This is a genomic window from Deinococcus marmoris DSM 12784 (assembly GCF_000701405.1).
GTDB lineage: Bacteria > Deinococcota > Deinococci > Deinococcales > Deinococcaceae > Deinococcus > Deinococcus marmoris.
Genome location: NZ_JNIV01000008.1, coordinates 48210 through 68608, shown reverse-complemented (window position 1 = coordinate 68608; position 20399 = coordinate 48210). Strand labels below are relative to the sequence as shown.

General features: G+C 65.9%; 23 protein-coding genes. 11 read left to right on the top strand and 12 right to left on the bottom strand.

From position 1 onward, the window contains the following. Nucleotides 1-205 precede the first annotated feature (205 nt). Both Q319_RS0103040 and Q319_RS0103035 read right to left on the bottom strand, forming a co-directional pair. Nucleotides 206-493, bottom strand: coding sequence for a YkgJ family cysteine cluster protein (locus tag Q319_RS0103040; protein WP_029480462.1), 288 nt, complete (start codon nt 491-493; stop codon nt 206-208). A 1-nt stretch (nt 494) separates the two neighbouring features. Then, entirely contained in the window at nt 495-1574 is a 1080-nt protein-coding gene (locus Q319_RS0103035) for a pyridoxal phosphate-dependent aminotransferase (protein WP_029480461.1), read from the bottom strand. Nucleotides 1575-1697: 123 nt separating this feature from the next. On the opposite strand from Q319_RS0103035, the gene Q319_RS0103030 reads away from it, so the two are divergent. After that, nucleotides 1698-2297 carry a TetR/AcrR family transcriptional regulator gene (locus tag Q319_RS0103030; RefSeq protein WP_029480460.1) on the top strand — a complete coding sequence of 200 codons (600 nt, stop codon included), beginning with the start codon at nt 1698-1700 and terminating at the stop codon, nt 2295-2297. Continuing rightward, the gene (locus Q319_RS0103025; RefSeq protein WP_029480459.1) at nt 2294-2620 is read left to right on the top strand and encodes a hypothetical protein; all 327 of its coding nucleotides are present in this window, start codon (nt 2294-2296) and stop codon (nt 2618-2620) included. Before Q319_RS0103030 ends, Q319_RS0103025 begins: the two co-directional genes overlap by 4 nt. A 94-nt stretch (nt 2621-2714) precedes the next feature. Here Q319_RS0103025 and Q319_RS0103020 read toward each other — a convergent pair whose 3' ends face one another. Further along, nucleotides 2715-3551, bottom strand: coding sequence for an undecaprenyl-diphosphate phosphatase (locus Q319_RS0103020; RefSeq protein ID WP_029480458.1), 837 nt, complete (start codon nt 3549-3551; stop codon nt 2715-2717). A 65-nt stretch (nt 3552-3616) separates the two neighbouring features. On the opposite strand from Q319_RS0103020, the gene Q319_RS0103015 reads away from it, so the two are divergent. The 3 genes from Q319_RS0103015 to Q319_RS0103005 all read left to right on the top strand — a co-directional run bounded on the left by Q319_RS0103015 (nt 3617) and on the right by Q319_RS0103005 (nt 5752). After that, the gene (locus tag Q319_RS0103015; protein WP_029480457.1) at nt 3617-4426 is read left to right on the top strand and encodes an aminoglycoside phosphotransferase family protein; all 810 of its coding nucleotides are present in this window, start codon (nt 3617-3619) and stop codon (nt 4424-4426) included. 58 nt (nt 4427-4484) lie between these two features. Next, on the top strand, nt 4485-4688 hold the full coding sequence (locus tag Q319_RS0103010; RefSeq protein ID WP_156039143.1) for a hypothetical protein: 204 nt from the start codon (nt 4485-4487) through the stop codon (nt 4686-4688). A gap of 74 nt (nt 4689-4762) precedes the next feature. Then, the gene (locus tag Q319_RS0103005) at nt 4763-5752 is read left to right on the top strand and encodes an NADPH:quinone oxidoreductase family protein (RefSeq protein WP_029480454.1); all 990 of its coding nucleotides are present in this window, start codon (nt 4763-4765) and stop codon (nt 5750-5752) included. Nucleotides 5753-5857: 105 nt separating this feature from the next. Here the strand turns inward: Q319_RS0103005 and Q319_RS0103000 are convergent, their stop codons facing one another. Continuing rightward, a complete protein-coding gene (locus Q319_RS0103000; protein ID WP_245618919.1) occupies nt 5858-6727 on the bottom strand; it encodes a 4-(cytidine 5'-diphospho)-2-C-methyl-D-erythritol kinase in 870 nt (289 codons plus the stop codon). Between the two features lie 440 nt (nt 6728-7167). On the opposite strand from Q319_RS0103000, the gene Q319_RS0102995 reads away from it, so the two are divergent. Then, the gene (locus Q319_RS0102995) at nt 7168-9099 is read left to right on the top strand and encodes a S8 family peptidase (RefSeq protein ID WP_051655055.1); all 1932 of its coding nucleotides are present in this window, start codon (nt 7168-7170) and stop codon (nt 9097-9099) included. Between the two features lie 114 nt (nt 9100-9213). Here Q319_RS0102995 and ispD read toward each other — a convergent pair whose 3' ends face one another. Together ispD and Q319_RS0102985 are read right to left on the bottom strand one after the other, a co-directional pair. After that, nucleotides 9214-9891: a 2-C-methyl-D-erythritol 4-phosphate cytidylyltransferase gene (ispD, locus tag Q319_RS0102990; RefSeq protein WP_029480451.1), complete on the bottom strand. Its 678-nt coding sequence runs from the start codon at nt 9889-9891 to the stop codon at nt 9214-9216. Between the two features lie 58 nt (nt 9892-9949). After that, on the bottom strand, nt 9950-10522 hold the full coding sequence (locus Q319_RS0102985; protein ID WP_029480449.1) for a UbiX family flavin prenyltransferase: 573 nt from the start codon (nt 10520-10522) through the stop codon (nt 9950-9952). A gap of 263 nt (nt 10523-10785) precedes the next feature. Here Q319_RS0102985 and Q319_RS0102980 point away from each other — a divergent pair, with 263 nt between their 5' ends. The 4 genes from Q319_RS0102980 to Q319_RS25320 all read left to right on the top strand — a co-directional run bounded on the left by Q319_RS0102980 (nt 10786) and on the right by Q319_RS25320 (nt 13363). Continuing rightward, complete coding sequence (locus tag Q319_RS0102980; RefSeq protein ID WP_029480447.1) at nt 10786-11745, top strand: endo alpha-1,4 polygalactosaminidase; 960 nt, start codon at nt 10786-10788, stop codon at nt 11743-11745. A gap of 61 nt (nt 11746-11806) precedes the next feature. After that, complete coding sequence (locus Q319_RS0102975; RefSeq protein WP_029480446.1) at nt 11807-12535, top strand: SIR2 family NAD-dependent protein deacylase; 729 nt, start codon at nt 11807-11809, stop codon at nt 12533-12535. Between the two features lie 52 nt (nt 12536-12587). Beyond that, nucleotides 12588-12848: a DUF4160 domain-containing protein gene (locus tag Q319_RS0102970; RefSeq protein ID WP_029480445.1), complete on the top strand. Its 261-nt coding sequence runs from the start codon at nt 12588-12590 to the stop codon at nt 12846-12848. 11 nt (nt 12849-12859) lie between these two features. Further along, nucleotides 12860-13363: a DUF2442 domain-containing protein gene (locus tag Q319_RS25320; RefSeq protein WP_051655054.1), complete on the top strand. Its 504-nt coding sequence runs from the start codon at nt 12860-12862 to the stop codon at nt 13361-13363. 4 nt (nt 13364-13367) lie between these two features. On the opposite strand, the gene Q319_RS0102960 is transcribed toward Q319_RS25320, so the two are convergent. The 6 genes from Q319_RS0102960 to gatC all read right to left on the bottom strand — a co-directional run bounded on the left by Q319_RS0102960 (nt 13368) and on the right by gatC (nt 18648). Then, nucleotides 13368-13820, bottom strand: a complete 453-nt coding sequence (locus tag Q319_RS0102960; RefSeq protein WP_029480441.1) for a hypothetical protein — start codon at nt 13818-13820, stop codon at nt 13368-13370. Beyond that, on the bottom strand, nt 13817-14341 hold the full coding sequence (locus tag Q319_RS0102955; RefSeq protein ID WP_029480440.1) for a DinB family protein: 525 nt from the start codon (nt 14339-14341) through the stop codon (nt 13817-13819). The genes Q319_RS0102960 and Q319_RS0102955 overlap by 4 nt, the downstream gene beginning before the upstream one ends. A gap of 87 nt (nt 14342-14428) precedes the next feature. Then, complete coding sequence (locus Q319_RS0102950) at nt 14429-16396, bottom strand: endonuclease (protein ID WP_029480439.1); 1968 nt, start codon at nt 16394-16396, stop codon at nt 14429-14431. A gap of 43 nt (nt 16397-16439) precedes the next feature. Beyond that, the gene (locus Q319_RS0102945) at nt 16440-16976 is read right to left on the bottom strand and encodes a hypothetical protein (RefSeq protein WP_029480437.1); all 537 of its coding nucleotides are present in this window, start codon (nt 16974-16976) and stop codon (nt 16440-16442) included. A gap of 103 nt (nt 16977-17079) precedes the next feature. Next, nucleotides 17080-18357 carry a serine--tRNA ligase gene (gene serS / locus Q319_RS0102940; RefSeq protein WP_029480435.1) on the bottom strand — a complete coding sequence of 426 codons (1278 nt, stop codon included), beginning with the start codon at nt 18355-18357 and terminating at the stop codon, nt 17080-17082. Beyond that, the gene (gene gatC, locus Q319_RS0102935; RefSeq protein ID WP_029480433.1) at nt 18358-18648 is read right to left on the bottom strand and encodes an Asp-tRNA(Asn)/Glu-tRNA(Gln) amidotransferase subunit GatC; all 291 of its coding nucleotides are present in this window, start codon (nt 18646-18648) and stop codon (nt 18358-18360) included. A 465-nt stretch (nt 18649-19113) separates the two neighbouring features. Between gatC and Q319_RS0102930 the strand changes: the two genes are divergently transcribed. After that, the gene (locus Q319_RS0102930) at nt 19114-20373 is read left to right on the top strand and encodes an ABC transporter substrate-binding protein (RefSeq protein ID WP_029480431.1); all 1260 of its coding nucleotides are present in this window, start codon (nt 19114-19116) and stop codon (nt 20371-20373) included. Nucleotides 20374-20399 lie beyond the last annotated feature (26 nt).

Sequence of the window (20399 nt, the reverse complement as noted above, 5' to 3'; positions counted from 1 at the left end):
CAGAAGGCCCACACCCAGAACAAGCTGAGGAATGGCCACCCAGAGATTCGACGTCACGCCCGTTTCCCAGATACTCAGTATCCCAAGAAATCCGAATACGGCGGAGAGGCCGCCAACCCCCATCAGGAAGATTCGTAGCGTTCGGCTCATCCCTGCAATCTAGCCGAGGCCTGTCGCAATCTGGCAAGGTTCGGGGCGCGCAACCTCAAGTGTCCAGCCCGTAAATCTCCAGAAACCGCCCCACCCGTGCCTCCAGCGTGGGCAGGAAAGCCACTTCCCCGCAGACCCAGTCCGGCTGATAATTCTGGCAGACAGGCGGACGAGAGGCGTAAATCTGACAGCGACAATCGGTATCCAGATGCACGCAGGCCACGCCCAGCGGCTTATCCAGGGCGTGAATGTCGGGGGCCGCGCAGCACGCGCCGCAGCCGGTGCAGTCTCTGATGGACTGTGAACGCGGCGGATAGTCGGGCGGCGCGGTAAAGCGATCCACCCTACTTCAGCGCCCGCAAGGCCCCGATCAGCGCGTCGTTCTCGGCAGGGGTACCGATGCCGACGCGCAGGCAGCCTTCCAGCCCGGTCAGGCGGTCCTGGCGGCGGGTCACGATGCCGTGATCGATCAGGTGACGGTAGGCGACCTCGGCGTCCGGCGTCCGCAGCAGGAAGAAGTTGGCGCGGCTGGGCATGGCCTGACAGGTGGGGTGGTCCTCCAGCGCCGCCAGCACCCGCCCACGCTCGGCCACCGCTTCCGCGACGCGCTCCTGTACGTAGCCGGGATTCTCCAGGGCCACTTCCAGCGCCGACTGAATCAGGATGCTGACGTTAAACGCCGGAACCAGTTTCTGAAGCTGCGTGGCCAGTTCGGCCCCCGCCAGCGCGTACCCGGCGCGCAGCCCGGCCAGGCCCCACGCCTTGGAAAAGGTCCGCAGGCTCAGGGCGTTGGGGTACTGGCGCACCAGATCGCGGCCATCGGTTTCGCTGTACTGGTAGTACGCCTCGTCCAGCACCACCACCCATTCCCCGGCAGCGTCCAGCAGTTCGCGCACCGCCGCCGCGTCGTCCACATGACCCGTCGGCGCGTGCGGCTGGGTGATGTACAGCACGCCGGGGCGCTGGCGCTGCAACTCGATCTTGAGGCGGTCCACCGGCATCGAGAAGTCCTCGTTCAGCGGCACCTGCACCAACTGCGCGCCCAGCATCCTGGCCTCCAGGGTGTAGACGCTGAAGGTGGGATCGACGGTCAGCACGGTCTGGTCGATGCCCGCCAGTTCGGTCAGCAGCTTGATCAGCACGTTGCTGCCGGGAGTGACCACCACGCCGCCCGCATCCCAGTTCTCGTACTCGGCAATCCTGGCGGCCAGGGTCTCGGCGTGCAGGTCCGGGTAACGGTTCCAGGGTTGGGTCAGCATGCGCTCTGCGGCTCTGGCCTTCAGTTCCGCCGGGAAGTCGTAGGGGTTCTCGTTCTGATCGAGCTTGATCGGCACCTGAATGGGACTGAAGGGATACGCCGGAACCGCCCGGACAGCGGGCCGCACGCCCACAGGCGCGCCTGCGACAGAAGGATTGGAGGTCATGTTCCGTGTTCTACCATCCTGCCTGTCTGGGCGGCGTGTGGGCGTCCACAGATGCCAAACGCCCGTTAGGCTGCGTGCTAGGCTGCGGGTCAATCGGCGTGTTCACCGCGCCCCCTTTTGCCCATGACTGAAACTGCCAAACCCCGCCGCGCCCAGATTCTCGATTCGGCCAGCCGCCTGTTCTCGGAGCGCGGCTATCACGCCACCAGCATGCGCGATCTGGCCGGGGATCTGGGGATGCAGGGCGGCAGCCTGTACGCGCATATTTCCGGCAAGGAAGAGTTGCTGATCGAGATCGTGAACGTGGCCTCGCGGCAGTTCGACGAGGCGCTGTTTACCCTGCGCGATACCGACCTGCCCGCCGACGAGAAGCTGCGCGAGGCCATGCACCGTCACATCCGCGTGGTGGCCGACAACATGGACAGCGCCACCGTGTTCTTTCACGAGTGGAAACACCTGTCCCCGGAAGCCTACGCCCGCGTCACCGGCTGGCGAGACAGCATCGACGCCTTCTACCGCGAACTGATCACGCGCGGCATCTCCGAAGGCACCTTCCGCGCCGATCTGGACCCGCGCATGACCGCGTATCTGGTGCTGTCCGCCGTCAACTGGGCCTATACCTGGTACCGCCCCGGCGGCCCACTGACGCCAGGGGACGTGGCCGACAGCTTCGCCGACATGCTGCTGGGCGGGCTGCGTTCCGAGATAGGGTCTACAGCATGAGCCACCCCACCGTCACCGTCGCGATTCGTCAGGCCCTCAAATACGCGCAGGGCCGCGCCGAGAAATTCGGGCGCACCCAGCAACTGGAAATCGGCGCGGATCTGTTTATCCGCATCGCCCCCGGTGGCCGCAAATTCCTGCTGTTCTGCCTGGACGACGAGCCGGAACGCGGCGTGGCCGAGAGCATTGCCTCCACGCTGGCCCTTAAAAACCCCGAGTACGGCTGGCACCAGGGCCAGACCCTGCGCTCCATGACGGTCATCGAGGAAGGCGCGGCAGATGTGGCCGAGAGCGGGCCGAGCGAGGCAGAGAACGGGGTTTAACGGCCCAACCGTTTCCACCTTCAACCCAGCAAAAAGGGGCCAGCCGCAAAGGATCGAACACCTTCGCGGCTGGCCCCTTTTTGACGTTCAGGGCTTACGCCAGACTGCCGTTGCTCATGACTCCGGTGGCGATCAGCACCAGAATCAGCACGCCCACCACCACGCGGTAGACGGCAAAGCCCTTGAAATCGTGGTTGGAGATGAAGCGCAGCAGCCAGCCAATCGAGATGTACGCCACCACGAAGCTGACGCCGATGCCCAGCGCCATGTTCAGCACGCCGATCTGGCCCAGCATGTCACGGCTCTTGATCAGGTCCAGCAGCGAGGCCCCGCCCAGCGTGATAAAGCCCAGGTAGAAACTGAACTTGGTGGCGGTGGGGCGGTCCAGGCCCAGGATCATGCCGCCCAGAATGCTGCTGGCACTGCGCGAGAAACCGGGCCACAGCAGCGCCAGACACTGGATCACGCCGATGCCCAGCGCCTTGACCGGGCTGATGGTTTCAATACTGTGGATCACGGGCGTGGATTTGCGGCTTTCTACCAGCCAGATCAGCACGCCGCCCACGATCAGCGCCCAGGCCACCACGCTGGGCGTGAACAGCAGCTCCTTGATTTTCGAGCCGAACAGCACGCCCAGAACGACGGCGGGAATGCAGGCCACCACGACGCTGGTCCACAGGTTCTGCTGGGTCCTGTCGGTGGCGATGTGGCGGATTTTCAGGAAGTCCTTCCAGTAGTACACCAGCACCGACAGGATCGCCCCGCCCTGGATGATGACCTCGAAGGCACTTTTCATCTCCGGGGTCCACGGCGTGGTCAGCAGCCCCTTGAGCAGTTCGCCCGCCACGATCAGGTGTCCGGTGCTGCTGATCGGCAAAAATTCGGTGATGCCCTCGACGATGCCGAGAAGGATTGCGTAAAGTGCGTCCATAACCGAAAGAGTGTAATGCTTCTCACGCGGGAGAGGGAGTCCGCCAGAAGGTGCAGACTGGCGGGATGAGCTTTGCGCCGTATCTGAGTCGCTGGAGTCTGGAACCGGACGGCCTTGCCATCCACACCCACAGCAGCGACCTTCTGCCCGTGCGGCACGCAGAACAGGCGGCCATGCTCAAGATCGCCCGCAGCGAGGAAGAGAGCCGGGGCAACGGGTTGATGGTCTGGTGGAATGGGCGCGGTGCGGCGCAGGTGTACGAACACGACGGCCCAGCTTTACTGATGGAGCGGCTAGAGGTGTGGCCCTCATTGACTGAAATGGTGGCGGCTGGACGGGACGACGAGGCGACGCGAATCCTTTGCCAGGCGGCGGCGCAACTGCCACGCTCCCGGTCCTGGCCCGAGCTGCCCCCGCTGAAGCGCTGGTTCCGGGGACTGGAAGAGGCGGCCCCCAGTGTGGGCGGCATTTTTACCCTTGCCCTGACAACCGCCCACGAACTGCTGGACTCGCCGCAGGACGTGGGCGTGCTGCACGGCGACATCCACCACGGCAATCTGCTGTCCACTGCCGAAGGGGAATGGCGGTTCATAGACCCCAAAGGACTCATCGGAGAGCGCGGCTTCGATTACGCCAACATCCTGTGCAACCCCAGCCTGGACACGGCCACCGCGCAAGGCCGCCTGGAAGGGCAGGCCCGCATCATCTCGGATGAGGCAGGTCTGGATTACGCCCGCCTGCTGCGCTGGACCCTGGCCTACGCGGGCCTGTCTGCCGCGTGGCATCTGGAGGACGGTGAGGACGAGACGGCCAGGAGAACACTGGACGTGGCACGGATCGCAGCGGCGGAACTGGGAAGATCGACGGGCATCTAAAGTCCCGTTGTCCGAACCCGCACGCGGCGGGGCCAGGGGCAGCGTTACGCTGACCAGCATGACTTCCGACGACAGGAATCCTGCGGGCAGGGCGACAGGCGAGCGGCGCGGCGAGATCGTGCAGAGTACCGTGCCGGAGGCGCACCCGGACGTGATCGATATTCCTGGAGGCGACCCGCAGAATGAAACGCCCACCGACGAGTCGGTCAAGTTGCAACAGGAGATGACGGGCGGCATCATCCCGGACAACGAGGACGGTTGACCGGCGGCTCTGGGCTACCGCCACCTGATTTGCCCCGATGGTGACCGACCCTCCACTCGGCTATGCTGCCCCCCATGACTGACCAGATGAAGGCAATCGTCGTCGAACGACTCGGCCCCCCCGATGTGATGGAAATCAGGGATATTCCCGTGCCGCAGCCGGGCGAGGGCGAAATCCGCATTGAAGTGGAGGCCGTGGGCATCAACTTTGCCGACGTGCTGGCGGTGGCGGGCGAGTACCTGACCCGCACGCGCGTGCCGTACACCCCCGGCATGGAATTTGCCGGAATCGTTCAGTCGCTGGGCGAGGGTGTGACCCATGTGAAAGTGGGGCAGCGCGTGGCTTGCCTGGGCGGCAGCGGGGCGCTGGCGAAGTATGCGGTGGTCAAGGCAACAGGAATCATTCCGGTGCCGGAGAACTTCACAGGGGCGCAGGCTGCCGCCTTTCCGGTGTCTTATTTCACCGCCTACCACGGCCTGAAAACCCTGGGACGCGGCCAGGAGGGCGAGTGGGTGCTGGTGCAAGCGGCGGCAGGCGCATTGGGCACGGCCAGCGTGCAGCTTGCCAAGGCGATGGGCATGAAAGTCATCGCGATGGCCAGCACCGAGGAAAAACTCCAGCTCGCGCGGGACCTAGGCGCGGACGTAACGCTGTTGCAGGATGACCCGGACCGTGTGCAGAAGGTCCGGGAGGCGGCGGGCGGCAAGGGCGTGCCCCTGATTCTGGAAGTGGTGGGCGGCAAGCGGTTTCAGGAAAGTCTGGACATGACGGCGGACCAGGGCCGCGTGATCGTGATCGGCAACGCCAGCCGCGAGCCGGCAGACATGCGGCCAGTGGAACTGATGAAGCGCAACCTGACCGTGACCGGGTTGTGGCTGACCAGCATGATGGCTGACCGGGAGGCGACGGTGGCGGCGGCAAAGGCCCTGACGCCGCTGGTGGCCAGCGGACAGGTGACGCCGCAGGTGGGACCGACCTACGCCCTGGATGAAAGCGCCCGCGCCTTCCAGGACATCCTGGACCGCAAGACGATTGGGAAAGTGGTAATCGAACCGGGTCGCTGAGGAGAGACCCCTCACCCGCCGCTGGCGCGGCACCCTCGCCCCACAATGGAGAACCCCTCTCCGTGGGGCGAGGGGCGTTGCGAAGCAACGGGGTGAGGGGTTTTTCTACAGCGTCTGCGTCGCCTGAACCCACCAGTCTGGATGCGCCAGGGCGATGGCCTTCGCGGCGTCGTAAGCGCGTTCGTCGTCGGGGGCGAGGGCAAAGCAGGTGCTGCCCGAACCGCTCATGACGGGCGAACGCAGGCCCGCACGCGCCAGCGCGGCCAACGCCTCTCGCACGGGGGCGTGGCGGGCGCTGACGCTGCCTTGCAGGGCGTTGGGATACGGCACTTCGCCTCCGCCGCCCAGTGCAGCCAGGATCGCGTTCACGTCCAGGGCAGAGGTAAACGCCTCCTCGTCGTCCAGCCACATGTAGGCGTCGCGGGCACTGACCTCCACCCCCGGACCCACCAGCACCAGCGCAGTGCGCGGCACCGGCACCGGCATCAGCACCTCGCCGATGCCCTCCGCGACAGCAGCCTGCCCCAGCAGGAAGAACGGCACGTCCGCGCCCAGACCCAGCGCCAGTTCAGACAGAGACACGGACGAGGGGTACAGGCGGGCCAGGGCCATCAAAGTGGTGGCCGCGTCGCTGCTGCCGCCGCCCAGGCCAGACGCCAGCGGCAGGCGCTTGTGCAGCGTGATCGCCGCGCCCTGCGCCACCCCCGCCGCGTCCAGATACGCGCGGGCGGCGCGGTAGACCAGATTACGGCTGTCGGCGGGCAGGTCCGCGCTCCGCCCCTCCACCCACTGCACCTCCAGGGTCAGGGTGTCTGCCGGGCCGATCTCCAGCTCGTCGCCCACCGCCAGCGGCACCATCAGCGTGTGCAGCTCGTGGTAGCCGTCGGTGCGCTGGGAGCGCACGCTGAGGCCAAAGTTGACCTTGGCCGGGGCCAGATAGGTTCTGGAGGTCAGGGCAGGGGGGCTGAAGCTCACACCCCCCAGCATTCCACACCGGAGCGGGGGGCGGGCCAAAAAACCGCACCCGGCTGGCGTGCAGACCTTTAGACACTCAGATCAAAGATGGCCCAGATTGAAGGTTGAGGCCGACCATTGCTTGATCGGAGTCCGTACGAGTCGCAAACGAAGCCGGATGCAGCAATTGGTCCAGCCTGTTGAAGCACGGGTCACGCGCAGGCCAGCATTCTCACTTTGGCTGGTCCCCACCCAGGTTTGAAGTGTTCATAAATTCACTATTGATGGGTATTTTTCTGCCACCGGGACGGAAAAACACGGCTTAACTGACCGCTCGACATAGGGCTACGCCCGCGCCTCATCAATATCGCGCACTTGGTCTGATATATTTTGACGGATTCATCACAAACGGGAACTGCACCGCAAGATCGGTGAAGGCCGTCGTTTGTTCTGGGAGGAAAATGAGAAACTACCTAGGTCTGGCCCTCACCCTGAGTCTGCTCGTCGGCTGCGGAACCACCTCGCAGCCCGGCCCACAGCCCACCGAATCGCAGCTCGACTCCCTGAACGACGTGCCCAGCGCCGTCACCGGCCAGCAGGACCTGTCGGTGCTGGCCCTCGGCAGCGTCCAGACGGCCTTCGGCAAGAGCAAGCTGAGTTCGGCGCTCAGACAGTTGGCGGCCACACCACTCAGCGCCCAGTCGCTGGGGAACGGGAAGAACGGGCGGGGTCTGCCGATTGACGGCAATTACGTCACGGTGGACGCGGTGGCCAGCGCCGACCCCGCCGCGCTGCTGGCAAAATTGCAGCGTCTGGGTCTCAAAAACGGCTCCGCCTTCCAGCAGATGGTCTCGGGCCGCCTGCCCGTTGGTGCGCTGGCGCAGGCCGGTCAGCTCTCCGAACTCCAGTTCGTGCGGATGTCGGCGGCCAAAACCAACGCCTTTCCCCTGACCGGAGCCACCGGCGTCCTGTCACAGGGGGATTTCGCGCAGCGCTCCAACATTGCCCGCAGCACGTACCGCGTCGATGGCCGGGGCATCAAGGTGGGGATTCTCTCGGACTCCTTCAACGCCTGGGACACCGTCACAGAGGGCGGGCCGCCACGGACCACCGTGGCCCAGGACATCAGGAACGGCGACCTGCCCGCCCGAGGCGTGCAGGTGCTTCAGGATCTGGATCAGAACGATGGCGGCAGCGACGAGGGGCGGGCCATGGCCCAGATCGTTCACGACGTGGCCCCCGGCGCAGACATCGCATTTGCCACGGCCTTCATCGGTGGTCAGGCGGGCTTCGCCAACAACATCCTGCGGCTGGCCCAGGCCGGTTCAAAAGTCATCGTGGACGACGTCAGCTACTTTGCCGAACCTGCCTACAGCGACGGCGTGATCGCCCAGGCCGTCGATCAGGTCGCGGAGCGGGGCGTGGCCTACTTCACCTCGGCGGGCAACGCCGGAGCCGAAGCCTTCGAGACCAAATGGAAAAACGGCGGCTCCTTTATCCTGCGCGGTTCAGGCGGCCAGATCGACTACAAGGCCGACATGCTCAATTACGCCCCGCGCGGCACCGACACCCTGCGGAAAGTGAGCATCCCCGCTGGCGGCGTTCTCACGACATTTCTGGAGTGGGACGATCCGTTCGCCTCGGCCACCCGCAACAAAAAAGGAGCGAAAACGGACCTGGATCTGTTTGTCCTGGACGACAGAGGCAACGTGATTCCGCCCGATCCTGCCAACGGTATTTTCAGCGTCAGCACTGACGACAATCTCGGCAACGACCCGGTTGAGGCCGTGTCTATCTTCAACGACAGCAGCCGCCCCAGGGTGGTCAACCTGCTGGTCACGCGCTTTGACGGCCCCAATCCGACGCGCGTGCGGATGCAGGAATACGGCGACGCCGCCGCACAGGAGTACATCACCAACAGTCCCACCGCCAAGGGCCACGCCAACTCGGAGGGTGGCGTGGGGGTGGGGGCGGCGCGCTTTTCCAACACCCCGGCGTATGGGGTCAGTCCCGCCCTGCCCGAACCGTTTACCTCGGTGGGCGGCATCCCGATTCTGTTTGACACCGACGGCGAGCGGACCGTGGAAAAGCGCTTACAGCCGCGTTTCACCGCCCCGGACGGAGCCAACACCAGTTTCTTCGGGCAGACCACCTTCGGCGACGGCTCGCTGGTGGACGGCGACAACTTTCCCAACTTCTTCGGCACCAGCGCCGCCGCCCCGCACGCTGCCGCCGCCGCCGCGCTGCTGCTTCAGGACGATCCCACACTGGACCCGGAGGACATCTTCGACGCGCTGTCCTTCACCGCCTCCGACATGGGCAAAAGAGGGTACGACTTCACCACCGGCTTCGGTCTTATCCAGGTTGACCGGGCATTTTTCCTGACCCGCTGATCTCGCCTGATCCCCACGCCAAAGCCCCCGCACTGAACACAGGCGGGGGCTTTGGCATGGTGGCGCTCTCGTCTCGCGACTTGCCTGGAGTTGTCTTCCGCCGTTCCCCGTGACTCAACCCCGTGCGTCCCACACCGGGGCCAGGGCCTGGGCCAGCGCCAGATCGCCGGGGGTGGTGACCTTGAACAGCCGGGCGTCGCCGCGCACCAGCCGCACCTGCCCGCCCTGCCGCGCGATCAGCCCGGCGTCGTCGGTGGCGGCGTGGCCGTCTGCCGCCGCCGCCTCGTGTGCCGCCAGCAGCAACTCGCGGCGAAAGCCCTGCGGCGTCTGCACGGCCCACAGCCCTTCGCGGGAGAGAGACGCGCCCCACATCTCGCCTCCTGCCGCCGCCACCAGCGTGTCGGCCACCGGCAGGGCCACCGTTGCCGCGCCGGTTTCGGCCACCGCTTCCAACAGGGCGTAAATGATGTCTGCGCCCAGAAAGGGCCTGGCCGCGTCGTGGATCAGCACGGTGTCGGCCACGGTGGCGCGCAGCAGGCGGCGCACGCTGTCCTGGCGGGTCTGACCGCCGACGATAGCGCAGGCAGCGATGCCAGATGGAAGCTCCATGCCGTCTGGCAGGGCCACCAGTACCTCGTCCACATGCGGGGCCAGGGCGGCGACGCTGCGGGCCAGCAGGGACAGGCCGCCCACCGTCACGAACGCCTTATGACCCAGGCCCAGGCGGGTGCCACTGCCTGCGGCAGGAATCAGGGCCGCCGAGGTGCCTGACAGCAAGCACGCGCTGCTCAAGCCTCTGCCCTGTTTATTGCTGCCCTGTTTATTGCTGCCCTGTTCATTCCCCTCATGTTCACTCGTCGCGCCAGCGTTTGAAGCCGGGGGCGTTCAGGGCGAACTGGTCCAGCACGCGGGCGGTCACGAAATGCAGCAGCTCGTCCACGTCCTTGGGCGAGTGGTAAAAGCCGGGGCTGGCGGTCATGACGGTGGCCCCAGCGTCGTGGGCGGCCAGCATGTTTTGCAGCGTGGGCCGGGGCAACGGGTCCTCGCGCAGCACCAGCACCAGGGGGCGGCGTTCCTTGAGGGTCACATGCGCGGCGCGCGACAGCAGGTTGTCGGCAAAGCCATGCGCGATCTTGGCCAGGGTGCCCGCGCTACACGGAATGACCAGCATTCCATCGGTGCGGTAGGAACCGCTGGCGACGCTGGCGGCCAGATCGCGGTCATCGTGGACGTGGGCGGCGTACTGCGTCAGATCGGCCAGTTGTGGGCCGCCCTCGGCACTCATCACACGTTTTGCGCCGCTGCTGACCACCAGATGCGTCTCGATGTCCAGGCCACCCTGCTTCAGCCCGTGCAGCGCCCGCAACACATCCACCGCGTAGGGAATGCCGCTGCCCCCGGACACGCCCACTACCAGCCTCACAGGCCGTACCTCAAGATGCACATGCTGCAAAGGTAGCAGGCAGCACAGGCCGCGCCCGCATCCCATCGCTCTTTCTCATATTGGCGAAAGTGCCCTCTCGCCAGCGCCTGGGTTCTTTGCGGAAATTTCGAGCTTCTTCAGGAAATGCAGGTCTTTATGTAAATACTTCACTCCCTGGCTGCTGATCCTGTCAGACCGCTCTGCGTAGGTTGGGCGCAGTTGCCCGCGAGACTAGAGAAAGACCACCGCAACCGAGGAGTTCCATGCGAAACACCTGTTCTGGAGTGCTGGCCCTGTCCCTTGTCCTGAGCGCCTGTGGGCAGAGCGTCTCCCCCACCTCCGGGTCCCCGGCGGTCAGTCCCGCATCTGCCACAACCCCGGCGCTGGGCCTGCCAGGGCAGAACGCGGCCAGCGCAGAGTCTGGAGATACAGAGCCTGGACAGAGCGCCAGCGCCATCAGGCTCCCGCCCGCCGGGAAGGTGAGCTGGGACTGGCAGATCGGGGCGGCCACAGAGCGCCACATCAAGGTGGCAGCGGGCACCACACTGATCGGTCTCGACGGGTTCACGGTGTCGGCGGCCAAAGTCGCGGAGCTGAAGGGGCAGGGCCTGTACACCGTCTGCTACATCAATGCGGGCAGCTTTGAGCCGTACCGCCCCGACTCGGCCCGCTACCCGGCTTACCTGAAGATCCAGCAGGACCCCGACTGGCCCGACGAGGCGTTTCTGGACATCACCGACGTGTTCCGGCCCGGTTCGGTGCTGGCGGACATCCTGACCGAGCGCATGAAGATGTGCAAGGCCAAGGGCTTCGACGCGCTGGAGCCGGACAACCTGCAAAACGACGAGAATGTCAGCGGCGGGCGGATTACCACGCAGCAGCAGATCGACTTCAACGGCTGGATTGCCGATCAGGCGCATGGGCTGGGGCTGGCCGTGTTCCAGAAAAACGGCCCGGACAAGGTGCTGCTGCGGGACCGCACGGGCCAGATGATGGTGGAAAAGTTCGACGGGATTCTGAACGAGGCGTGCCAGCAGTACCGCGAATGTGGCCCGCTGGCCGAGTACACCCGGCGCGGCAAGCTGGCCCTGAACGTGGAATACCGCCGCAACAAGGCGCTGGACTGCGGCCTGATGGCCCAGCACGGCATCAACGCCCTGAAAAAGGACCGCTCTCTGGCGGGTGGGACGGCGCGCGCCTACCTGCGCGAGAGTTGCGACTGAGCGGGAGTTCGCCCGTCCCGGAACGCGGTCAGCATGGGCGGCAGCCCGCTAGACTGGCCCCATGAACCTGTCCGACGCCCGCCTTGCCCTGCGTGACGCCCGCCGCGTGGCCGTGCTGACCGGCGCGGGCATCAGCGCCGAGAGCGGCATTCCCACCTTCCGCGACGCGCAGACGGGCCACTGGGCGCGTTTTAAGCCCGAAGACCTCGCCAGCCCGGACGCCTACTTCCGCGATCCGGCGCTGGTCTGGGAATGGTACGCGGGCCGCTACCGCGACGTGATGGCCGCGACGCCCAACGCCGGGCATGAATTGCTGGCGCGGCTGGAACGCGAGAAGGGCGACGGCTACTTTCTGGCCACCCAGAATGTGGACGGTCTGCACGCCCGCGCCGGAAGCGAGCGGCTGGTGGAACTGCACGGCAACCTGACCACTGCCCGCTGCGAGGTCTGCGCCCAGATCGACGCCCTGCCCGCCCCGGCAGACTTTGTGCCGCCCCCGGTCTGCTCCAGATGCGGCGGACGGATGCGCCCCAACATCGTGTGGTTCGGCGAGTTCCTGCCCGAACAGGCGCTGGAGGCGGCCAGCGACGCCTTTGCTGCCGCCGACGTGGCCCTGATCATCGGCACCAGCGGCGTGGTGTACCCGGCGGCGGGGCTGGCCTCCCTGCCGCTGGAACGCGGCGGAACAGTGATCGAGATCAACCCGGATGAGACCGAGCTGACCCCCCGCCTGAGCTTCAGCCTGCGCGAGACGGCCTCAAAGGGGTTGACGGCGTTGATGGACGGATAGAAATTTGCTGGAATGATCCAGAGTCACATCATTTTTGTAGTAGTCTCAGCCCATGCCGGAGGTGTGCAGTTTCTATGGAATCAAGATCGTGTTCTATTACCGCGATCACCTGCCGCCGCACTTCCACGCCATCTACGGCGACGACGAGGCCACCATCCTGATCGACGATCTGGTACTGGATGAGGGCTGGCTGCCCCGGCGGGCGCTGCGGCTGGTGCTGGAATGGGCCGCCATGCATCAGGTCGAACTGGCGCAGGTCTGGGAACTGGCCCGCGCGCAGGAGCCACTGGGCCGCATAGACCCGCTGGAATAATGGGAGGACCGATGTACAAACTCGCCGCTGTCGTTGCCGAAGCACCCCACACCCTGCACCTGACCTTCACGGATGGAGCCGCTGTCACGGCAAATGTCAGCAGCCTGCTCACTGGCGGCGGAGTTTTCGCACCGCTGAAAGACCCGGCCTTCTTTGAGCAGGTGGCCGTGGGAGCGCGGGGCCGCTCGCTGGGCTGGCCGGGTGAACTGGATCTGGATGCCGATTCGTTCCGGCCTGAAACTTACGGGAATATGCCGCCCGAGTTTCCGCTCAGCGATTTCGTACCGCCGCAGACGGCCAATCCGGTCAGCCAGAAATTGCGGCAGGCGGTGGAAGCCAGCGGAGAGGCGCAGGCCGTGATCGCCCAGCGTGCCGGAATGCGTCAGCAGGCGCTGAGCCGCCTGATTGACCCCTATTACGAGGGGCATTCACTGGCGACGCTGACGCGCCTGGCCGACGCATTGGGAATGGAACTGCGGGTGGAATTTGTAGCTAAGGAGAAAAGGGCGTCATAGGACGCTACTCCAATACATACCGAACCGATTCCTCAAACCCAACTTTCCCAGCCTCGGCCCGCTTCAATACCTTGTTCAGCTTCCAGGGCATCCATTCGGTCTGCCCCGTCGAACTTCTCAAAAGGCCGCGCACGCCGACTTCCACGTAGCGGGCGTCCTTGCCCAGCAGGGCGCTGAGACCCGCGCGCACCGCCTCCGGGTCACGCAGCGGCCCGGTCAGGCGGGCAGAGGGAATATCGGGCGTGACTTCCGGCTCCGGCACGGGTTCATGGGCGGGCCGGGTGGGCGCGGGGTGCGGGCGGTACAGCTCCACGCGGAAGCCGTCCAGCACCAGCAGCGCGGCCAGTGCCTGCGCCTCGGGCAGCGGGTGGGCAAAGGTGACGTGAATGTCCAGCTCGTGGCCGCGCTTGCCCTTGTCGGTCTGGACGGGCTGGGTCTCTACCGGGCCTCCAGTCATGCTGCCGCGCTCTCCTCGAGCAGCTTGCGGTGGGCGCGCAGATGCACGGTGATCATCCGCAGCCAGTCCAGCGCGTCGATCTCGCCAAAAAAGTGGTGCCAGAAGGTGCGCCCCGGCGTTTCCCGCACCTGGGCGGCCATTTCTTCCAGCTTCTGGCGGTGTTCGGCCCAGGTGGTGTCCAGCGCCTCGAAGGGCATCCCCTCCGCGCTGGGCAGCAGTGAATCGGGCGACTGCCGCTTGCCGTTAATGGTCACGCCGGGAACCTGGGGCGAGGGCCGCAGCTCCTTGTCCGAAAGCAGCAGCCGCATCAGGGGCACGATGCTGGTGTCGATCTTCAGGACGTGTTCGGCCTCCTGCGCGGGGGACCAGTCGCGGTTCGGCTGGGTCACGGTCCAGTCGCCCTGACGGCCCCGCAACTGCGCTTCAAAGCGGTCCAGCTCCACGCTCAGGCGCGTGCGGACTTCTTCGGGCGTCTGGCCGACGAATTTCAGGACGGCGGGATCGTACAGGGGTTGTGTCATACGGGCAGTTTAGCGGCTGGACAGAGAGGCGGGGTGCAGAGTGCCTTGACGGTCCTTCCGCTGGCTCTCTGCCACACACAAAGAGGCTTACCGCCCCAGCCCCTCGCCGAAGTCCACCGCTGGCCCCCATTCCGGGTGATCGATCAGCGGATTGCGGTTGCCCTGGCGGGCGAAGATCAGGGCGTTGCGGTGCTTTTCCCAGTCGCCGGGCGGCTGTGCCGCGTGCCACGCCAGCAGCGTTTCCAGGTGCCGGGCGCTGTACTGGCGCACCACGCCGGGATAGCGCAGCAGAAAGTACAGGGTGGCCCGCGCCGCCGCCCCCTTGCCGTGGGCAGGCTCGAACTCGCCGGGATCGCGGCGGCCACAGTCGCTCCGCAGCGCCTCGCCGTAATCGGGGAAATCAAAGTACGGCGTGTTGCCCCGGAAGGAGTTGCAGTCGGGTTCGCAGGCGAACAGGTGATGCAGGTCCCCGCGCATCGGCTCGCGCTTGCTGTACCAGCTCTGCGGGACGACATGTTCGCAGTTGTACGGAAAGGCGTCTTCCAGCGTATCCAGGGAGATGCCCTCGCGGGCAGCCAGTTCATTGCGGCGGCTCTGCGCGGCCAGATCGGCGGCAATGAATTCTTCCGGCGTGTGTTCGCGGGCGCTGTACAGGCTGCGGAGTTTGCCGTCCGGCCACAGGTCTATAGCGGGATACAACTCGGTGGATGGGGCGTAGCGCGGCGTCTGCGCGTGCGTGCGCGTCAGGAGTTGCGACAGAGCCAGAAAGCGGTCCTGGGGCGTGCCGTCGGTGGCAAGGCCCGCGTAATAGGCCGCCGCATCCTGGCCGTCCTGCGGGTTGAGGTAAGCGCCCGGCTGGGGTTCGGGTTGCGGCCTGGGCACGGGTGGGGCTGGCGTGGCCTCTCCCCCCTTGACCCGCACCTTCAGCGTGACGGGCCAGCTTGCCACGCCGTCCGGTCCCGCCGTGACCACGCCCAGATCGAGGGTGCTGACGGCCTCCAGAATGCCCCTGCCAGAAGCCACGGGCGCGGAGACGATGACGGGCGGGCGATTGGCGCTCAGGACTTCGGCCACCAGCGCATTGCCCGCCGCATCGGCACGGGTCCGCAAGTCGTTCAGAATCCGGCTGACGCGCACGCCCTCGTTGGCGATCCAGTCGATGGCGCTGTCGGGATCGCCGGGTTGCAGCGGCTGACCGTCGCGGCGCAGGGTGCGGCCCTGGTCATCGGTGCGCGGGACGCCGCTGTGGTGCAGGGCCACCACCTCCCAGCCGTCGTTGAAGACCGGGCTGCCGCTGCTGCCGGGCGCGGTGTCGGTCTCGTAGTGCAGGAAGTCGGGCAGCAGGTCGATCAGCCGGTTCTCGCGCAGGGCAATCTGCTTGGTCTCGCCGCCGGGGTGCTGCACGATGCTCAGGGCCTCGCCCAACACGGTCTTGTCGGCGCTGGCGATCAGGGGCAGCCAGCCGTAAGGGGCCGTGTCGCCGCGCACCGCCACCAGCGAGTAATCCAGCCGCTCAGAGGTCAGAAAAAGAGTGTCCGGGTCCAGCGGAAGCGTGACGGGCGTGGCGAGTGCGCCGTCCGGCAGCAGCTCGTAGTTGAACTCGATCACGGCCAGCCGCGCGCTGGCTGCGTCCTCCAGCACATGGTGGTTGGTCAGGATGGCGCGTGGGCTGCATAGCCAGCCGGTGCCGAAGCCCACGGTGCGGCCCCGCGCGTCCTTTAACACCACGCGCCCCACCGCCCGCGACGCGCTGCGGGCCAGATCCAGATACCCCACGCCCACCAGATCGTTCGCGCCCAGCACCCGCTCGGCCTGAATGCGGGTCTTGCCCGGCCAGCGCTCGGCCACCGCCGCCATCTTCTCGCGGCCCTCAGAAATGGCGCAGGCGTCGGCATACGGCACGCCCAGACGGGTCAGGCGGGCCTCCACCTGCTCGTCGGAATTGGCCGCCAGCGGGCCGCCCAGGATCAGGCGTTCATGCGTGCGGGCGCGCTCGGCGTCGCGGCCAACGTAGCGGGCGTGCGTCTGCTCCAGCACCTCGGGCGGAATGTCCATGTGGGTAGGGTAGCGGAACGGGGGTGAGGTAGGCGCGCAGTCTTTATGCCTGCATCCACCCCGCCCAGACGCCCAGCGGCCCCGCGCCCGCCACGCCGCACCGCGCTTTGTAGGGCAGACCTGCCGGAGTCTTCCACTGACTGAGCTGCTGGAGTGGACCGTAAATGTCCGGGTCAAGATTCTGGGCGGCCAGACCGGCAGAAATACAGGATCTCACGGCTCCCGCTGAAAATTGGCGGCCTGTCACGGCACTTAGAAAGTGGGCGGCCCGGTTCAATTCCTTCGTGTCAAGTCGGGTTCCCCGGTGGGCCGAGGAATTGAGCAGAAAGGCGTTGCTGATCCAGCCTTCCGGGCGCACCTCCACTTCCAGCGTCCAGCCCTGGCCCACGCCGTAGCGGAGCTGCTGACCGTCATGCCAGCCCACCGTATTGGTCTGGTTCTGGCGCGCCGGGAGCAGTCGGCACCCGTTGGCGCGGCAGAACTCAGTGTTCTGCACGTCCACCGCGCGGCCCAGCCAGGCAGCCTCAGGCTGCCTTCCGCCCGCCATGCCGACGCCTGAACAGGTCAGCGCCAATGCCATGAGTTGCATCCAATTCACACGGTCATTCTCCACAGCCTGCCCATGAAAAGAGAGCCAGTCACCTGACCTGGCCCTCACGGCTGGATGCAGGACAATGGAGGACTCAGCGAACCGCTTTTCCCAGCACTGCCTTCCCGCCCAGATACGCCCGCAATGCCTGTGGCACGCGAATGGTGCCGTCGGCCTGCTGGTGGTTTTCCAGAAACGGCACCAGGATGCGCGGCGTGGCGATTCCGGTGTTGTTCAGCGTGTACGCGAAGGTCAGCTTGCCGTCCTCGTCGCGGTAACGCAGATTCGTGCGCCGCGCCTGCCAGTCGCCCAGATAGCTGCAACTGTGGGTTTCGCGGTAGAGGTTCTCGCTGGGCACCCAGCTTTCCAGGTCGTACATCAGCACCTTGCCCGCGCCCATGTCGCCCGTGCAATTCTGCATCACGCGGTACGGCAGTTCCAGGGCGGTCAATAAATCCTCGGCATTCTGCAAAATCTTGCCGAACCACTCCAGTGCCTCGGCCTCATCGGCGCGGCACAGCACGTACTGCTCGACCTTGCGAAATTCGTGGACGCGGATCAGCCCGCGCACGTCGCGCCCCGCACTGCCCGCCTCGCTGCGGAAGGCCGCGCTGATGGCGGCAAACGTCATCGGCAGGGCGGCCAGGGGCAACTGCTCCCCAGCGTACAGGCTGTTGACTGGCACCTCGGACGTTCCAGCCAGCATCAGCTCGTCACCGTCAATCTTGTAGACCTGATCCTCGCCGCCGGGGAAATGGCCGCTGCCCACAAAGGTCTCGGGGCGGACCAGGGCGCTGGTGCTGAGGGGCGTGAAACCGCGCGCCGACAGAAAATCCAACGCGAACATCTGCACCGCCATTTCCAGCAGCACCGCCTCACCCTTCAGCAGATAGCTACGGCTGCCCGAGACCTGCGCCACGCGCTCGGGATCGCTCCAGCCCTGGAGTTCCAGCAGTTCGACGTGATCCAGCGGCTTGAAGGCAAACTCCGGCAGCACGCCCTCGCGGCGCAGTTCCACGTTCTCGGAGTCGTCCTTGCCCACCGGCACGCTGTCCAGGGGAATATTCGGCACGCGCAGCAGCAGTTGCCTGAGCTGTTCCTCGTGGGCGCGCAGGGCGGGTTCCAGCGCCTTGATCTCCTCGCCCAGTTCCTTGCCCTTCACGATCAGGGCGGTGCGTTCGTCGGGCGTGGCCTTCGGGACCAGCTTGGCGTTGGCATTGCGCTCGGCCTGCATGGCCTCCACGCGCTGTTTGACGCCCAGCAGCTCGTGGTCCAGCGCCAGCAGCTCATCCAGATCGAGGCCAACGCCCTTGACCTTGATGGCATTCTTGACGGCCCCGGCGTTCTCGCGGATGAATTTGAGGTCCAGCATTCAGTCGGCCTCGACGGTGCGGGGAACGCGGATCAGGCCGTCCTGGGTCTCGGGGGCCAGAGCCTCGATCACGGACGCGGGGAACGCCTTGCCGGGCACGTCATCCCGCAGGACGTTGACCAGATTCACCGGGCGCTGCATTTCTTCCACGCCGTCGGTATTCACTTCCCGCAGTTGCTCGAAGTAGCCCAGCACGCGCACGAGGTCCTGGGTCATGGCTTCCCGTTCACCGGGGGTCAGCTCCAGCCGCGCGAGGCTGGCGAGGTGGTCCATCTGGGCGGCGTCAATCATGGGGCGCAGTATAGATTCTGGGCACGGCGGTTTGGCCTCTGCCTTCCGGGCGGGGAACTGCTGGGCCGATTTGCCTGCGACGCTGACAGACAGCGGATGACGGACACCAGGGCGTCTTGCACAGCAGCGTCCTGCCCCGCACCCGTCATCCGAGCTGCCGACCCGCTTGGAACGAAGGACATACTGCCGCACCATCACATCACAAAGATCGACAGTTTGAGGTTGATGGATGGCCACGAGGCCCTGGCGTCAGAGCGCGGAAAAACCCTGTTCCGAGTGCGGGCGAGGTGCCGCTGAGCGCCTGCCAGCCGCCCTCGACTCCACCCGCCAATTGAGAAAACTCACATTGACACCCACAGGCGAGCGGTGTAGCCTGCCAGAATCACAACTACGTAACCGTGGAACCGCTTCCGAAACGAGGGGGCGCAGTCGGGGTCCGCCCGGTCTGTCCACACAGGAGAAGATATGAAGAAAGCTATTGCACTTGTCAGCCTCACCGCCGCCATCGCTGCCTCCAGCCAGGCCGGAGCCGTTCAGGTCACCCTGGCCTGCGGAACCGTGGGTCAGGAACTCCAGCTCTGCAAGGACGGCTCGGCGCGCTGGGCCAAAAAGACGGGCAACACCGTCAAGGTCTTTGAAAGCCCCAACCTGACCAACGACCGCCTGGGCCTGTACCAGCAGCAGTTGGCCGCCAAGAGCGACGCCATCGACGTCTACCAGCTCGACGTCATCTGGCCCGGCCTGCTGTCGCAGCACTTCGTGGACCTGAAGAGCAAGGTGCCCGCCGCAGAGGTGAACGCGCACTTCAAGGGCATCGTCGCGGCCAACACCGTGGACGGCAAACTGGTGTCGCTGCCGTGGTTCACGGACGCCGGACTGCTGTACTACCGCACGGACCTGATGAAGAAGTACGGCTACAGCGCCGCGCCCAAAACCTGGACCGAGCTGGCCACCATGGCCAAGAAGATCCAGGACGGCGAGAAGAAGACCAGCAGCACCTTCACCGGTTTCGTCTTCCAGGGCAAGAACTACGAGGGCCTGACCTGCGACGCGCTGGAATGGCTGGTGTCCTTCGGCGGCGGCACCATCGTGGACGACAGCGGCAAGATCACGGTCAACAACGCCAACGCCGCCAAAGCGATGGACACCGCCGCAAGCTGGGTCAAGACCATCAGCCCCGCAGGCGTGACCACCTACGGTGAGGAAGAAGCGCGCGGCATCTTCCAGTCGGGCAACGCGGCGTTCATGCGCAACTGGCCCTACGCCTGGGCACTGGGCCAGAGCGACGACAGCAAGGTCAAGGGCAAGATCGGCGTGGCCCCTCTGCCCAGCGGCGGCAACGGCGCAGCGGCGACCCTGGGCGGCTGGAACCTGGGAGTCAGCACGTACTCCAAGAACCAGGCCGCCGCCATCGATCTGGTGCGCTACCTGACCGGAGCCGAGGAGCAAAAGCTCCGCGCCATCGAGGGAGCCTACAACCCCACCCGTCCCGCGCTGTACAAGGACCAGGCCATCCTGAAGGCCAACCCCTTCTTCGGCAGCCTGCTGGACGTCTTCACCAGCGCCGTGGCCCGCCCCTCCGGCCCCACCAAGCTGAAGTACAACCAGGTTTCGCAGGCTTTCGCGGGCGCAGTCAGCGACGTGATGGCGGGCAAGACCAAGGGTGCAGCCGCCGTTAAGAAGCTGGAAACGGACCTGGCCCGCATCAAGGGACGCGGCTGGTAAGCGCGCCCACTCTGGCCCTCACCATT

Bases quoted from the DNA above. Each gene is read 5' to 3' on its own strand.
- Q319_RS0103035 (WP_029480461.1), bottom strand. From the start codon at position 1,574: ATGACCTCCAATCCTTCTGTCGCAGGCGCGCCTGTGGGCGTGCGGCCC.
- Q319_RS0103030 (WP_029480460.1), top strand. From the start codon at position 1,698: ATGACTGAAACTGCCAAACCCCGCCGCGCCCAGATTCTCGATTCGGCC.
- Q319_RS0103025 (WP_029480459.1), top strand. From the start codon at position 2,294: ATGAGCCACCCCACCGTCACCGTCGCGATTCGTCAGGCCCTCAAATAC.
- Q319_RS0103020 (WP_029480458.1), bottom strand. From the start codon at position 3,551: ATGGACGCACTTTACGCAATCCTTCTCGGCATCGTCGAGGGCATCACC.
- Q319_RS0103015 (WP_029480457.1), top strand. From the start codon at position 3,617: ATGAGCTTTGCGCCGTATCTGAGTCGCTGGAGTCTGGAACCGGACGGC.
- Q319_RS0103010 (WP_156039143.1), top strand. From the start codon at position 4,485: ATGACTTCCGACGACAGGAATCCTGCGGGCAGGGCGACAGGCGAGCGG.
- Q319_RS0103005 (WP_029480454.1), top strand. From the start codon at position 4,763: ATGACTGACCAGATGAAGGCAATCGTCGTCGAACGACTCGGCCCCCCC.
- Q319_RS0102995 (WP_051655055.1), top strand. From the start codon at position 7,168: ATGAGAAACTACCTAGGTCTGGCCCTCACCCTGAGTCTGCTCGTCGGC.
- Q319_RS0102980 (WP_029480447.1), top strand. From the start codon at position 10,786: ATGCGAAACACCTGTTCTGGAGTGCTGGCCCTGTCCCTTGTCCTGAGC.
- Q319_RS0102975 (WP_029480446.1), top strand. From the start codon at position 11,807: ATGAACCTGTCCGACGCCCGCCTTGCCCTGCGTGACGCCCGCCGCGTG.
- Q319_RS0102970 (WP_029480445.1), top strand. From the start codon at position 12,588: ATGCCGGAGGTGTGCAGTTTCTATGGAATCAAGATCGTGTTCTATTAC.
- Q319_RS25320 (WP_051655054.1), top strand. From the start codon at position 12,860: ATGTACAAACTCGCCGCTGTCGTTGCCGAAGCACCCCACACCCTGCAC.
- Q319_RS0102960 (WP_029480441.1), bottom strand. From the start codon at position 13,820: ATGACTGGAGGCCCGGTAGAGACCCAGCCCGTCCAGACCGACAAGGGC.
- Q319_RS0102955 (WP_029480440.1), bottom strand. From the start codon at position 14,341: ATGACACAACCCCTGTACGATCCCGCCGTCCTGAAATTCGTCGGCCAG.
- Q319_RS0102950 (WP_029480439.1), bottom strand. From the start codon at position 16,396: ATGGACATTCCGCCCGAGGTGCTGGAGCAGACGCACGCCCGCTACGTT.
- Q319_RS0102945 (WP_029480437.1), bottom strand. From the start codon at position 16,976: ATGGCATTGGCGCTGACCTGTTCAGGCGTCGGCATGGCGGGCGGAAGG.
- serS (WP_029480435.1), bottom strand. From the start codon at position 18,357: ATGCTGGACCTCAAATTCATCCGCGAGAACGCCGGGGCCGTCAAGAAT.
- gatC (WP_029480433.1), bottom strand. From the start codon at position 18,648: ATGATTGACGCCGCCCAGATGGACCACCTCGCCAGCCTCGCGCGGCTG.
- Q319_RS0102930 (WP_029480431.1), top strand. From the start codon at position 19,114: ATGAAGAAAGCTATTGCACTTGTCAGCCTCACCGCCGCCATCGCTGCC.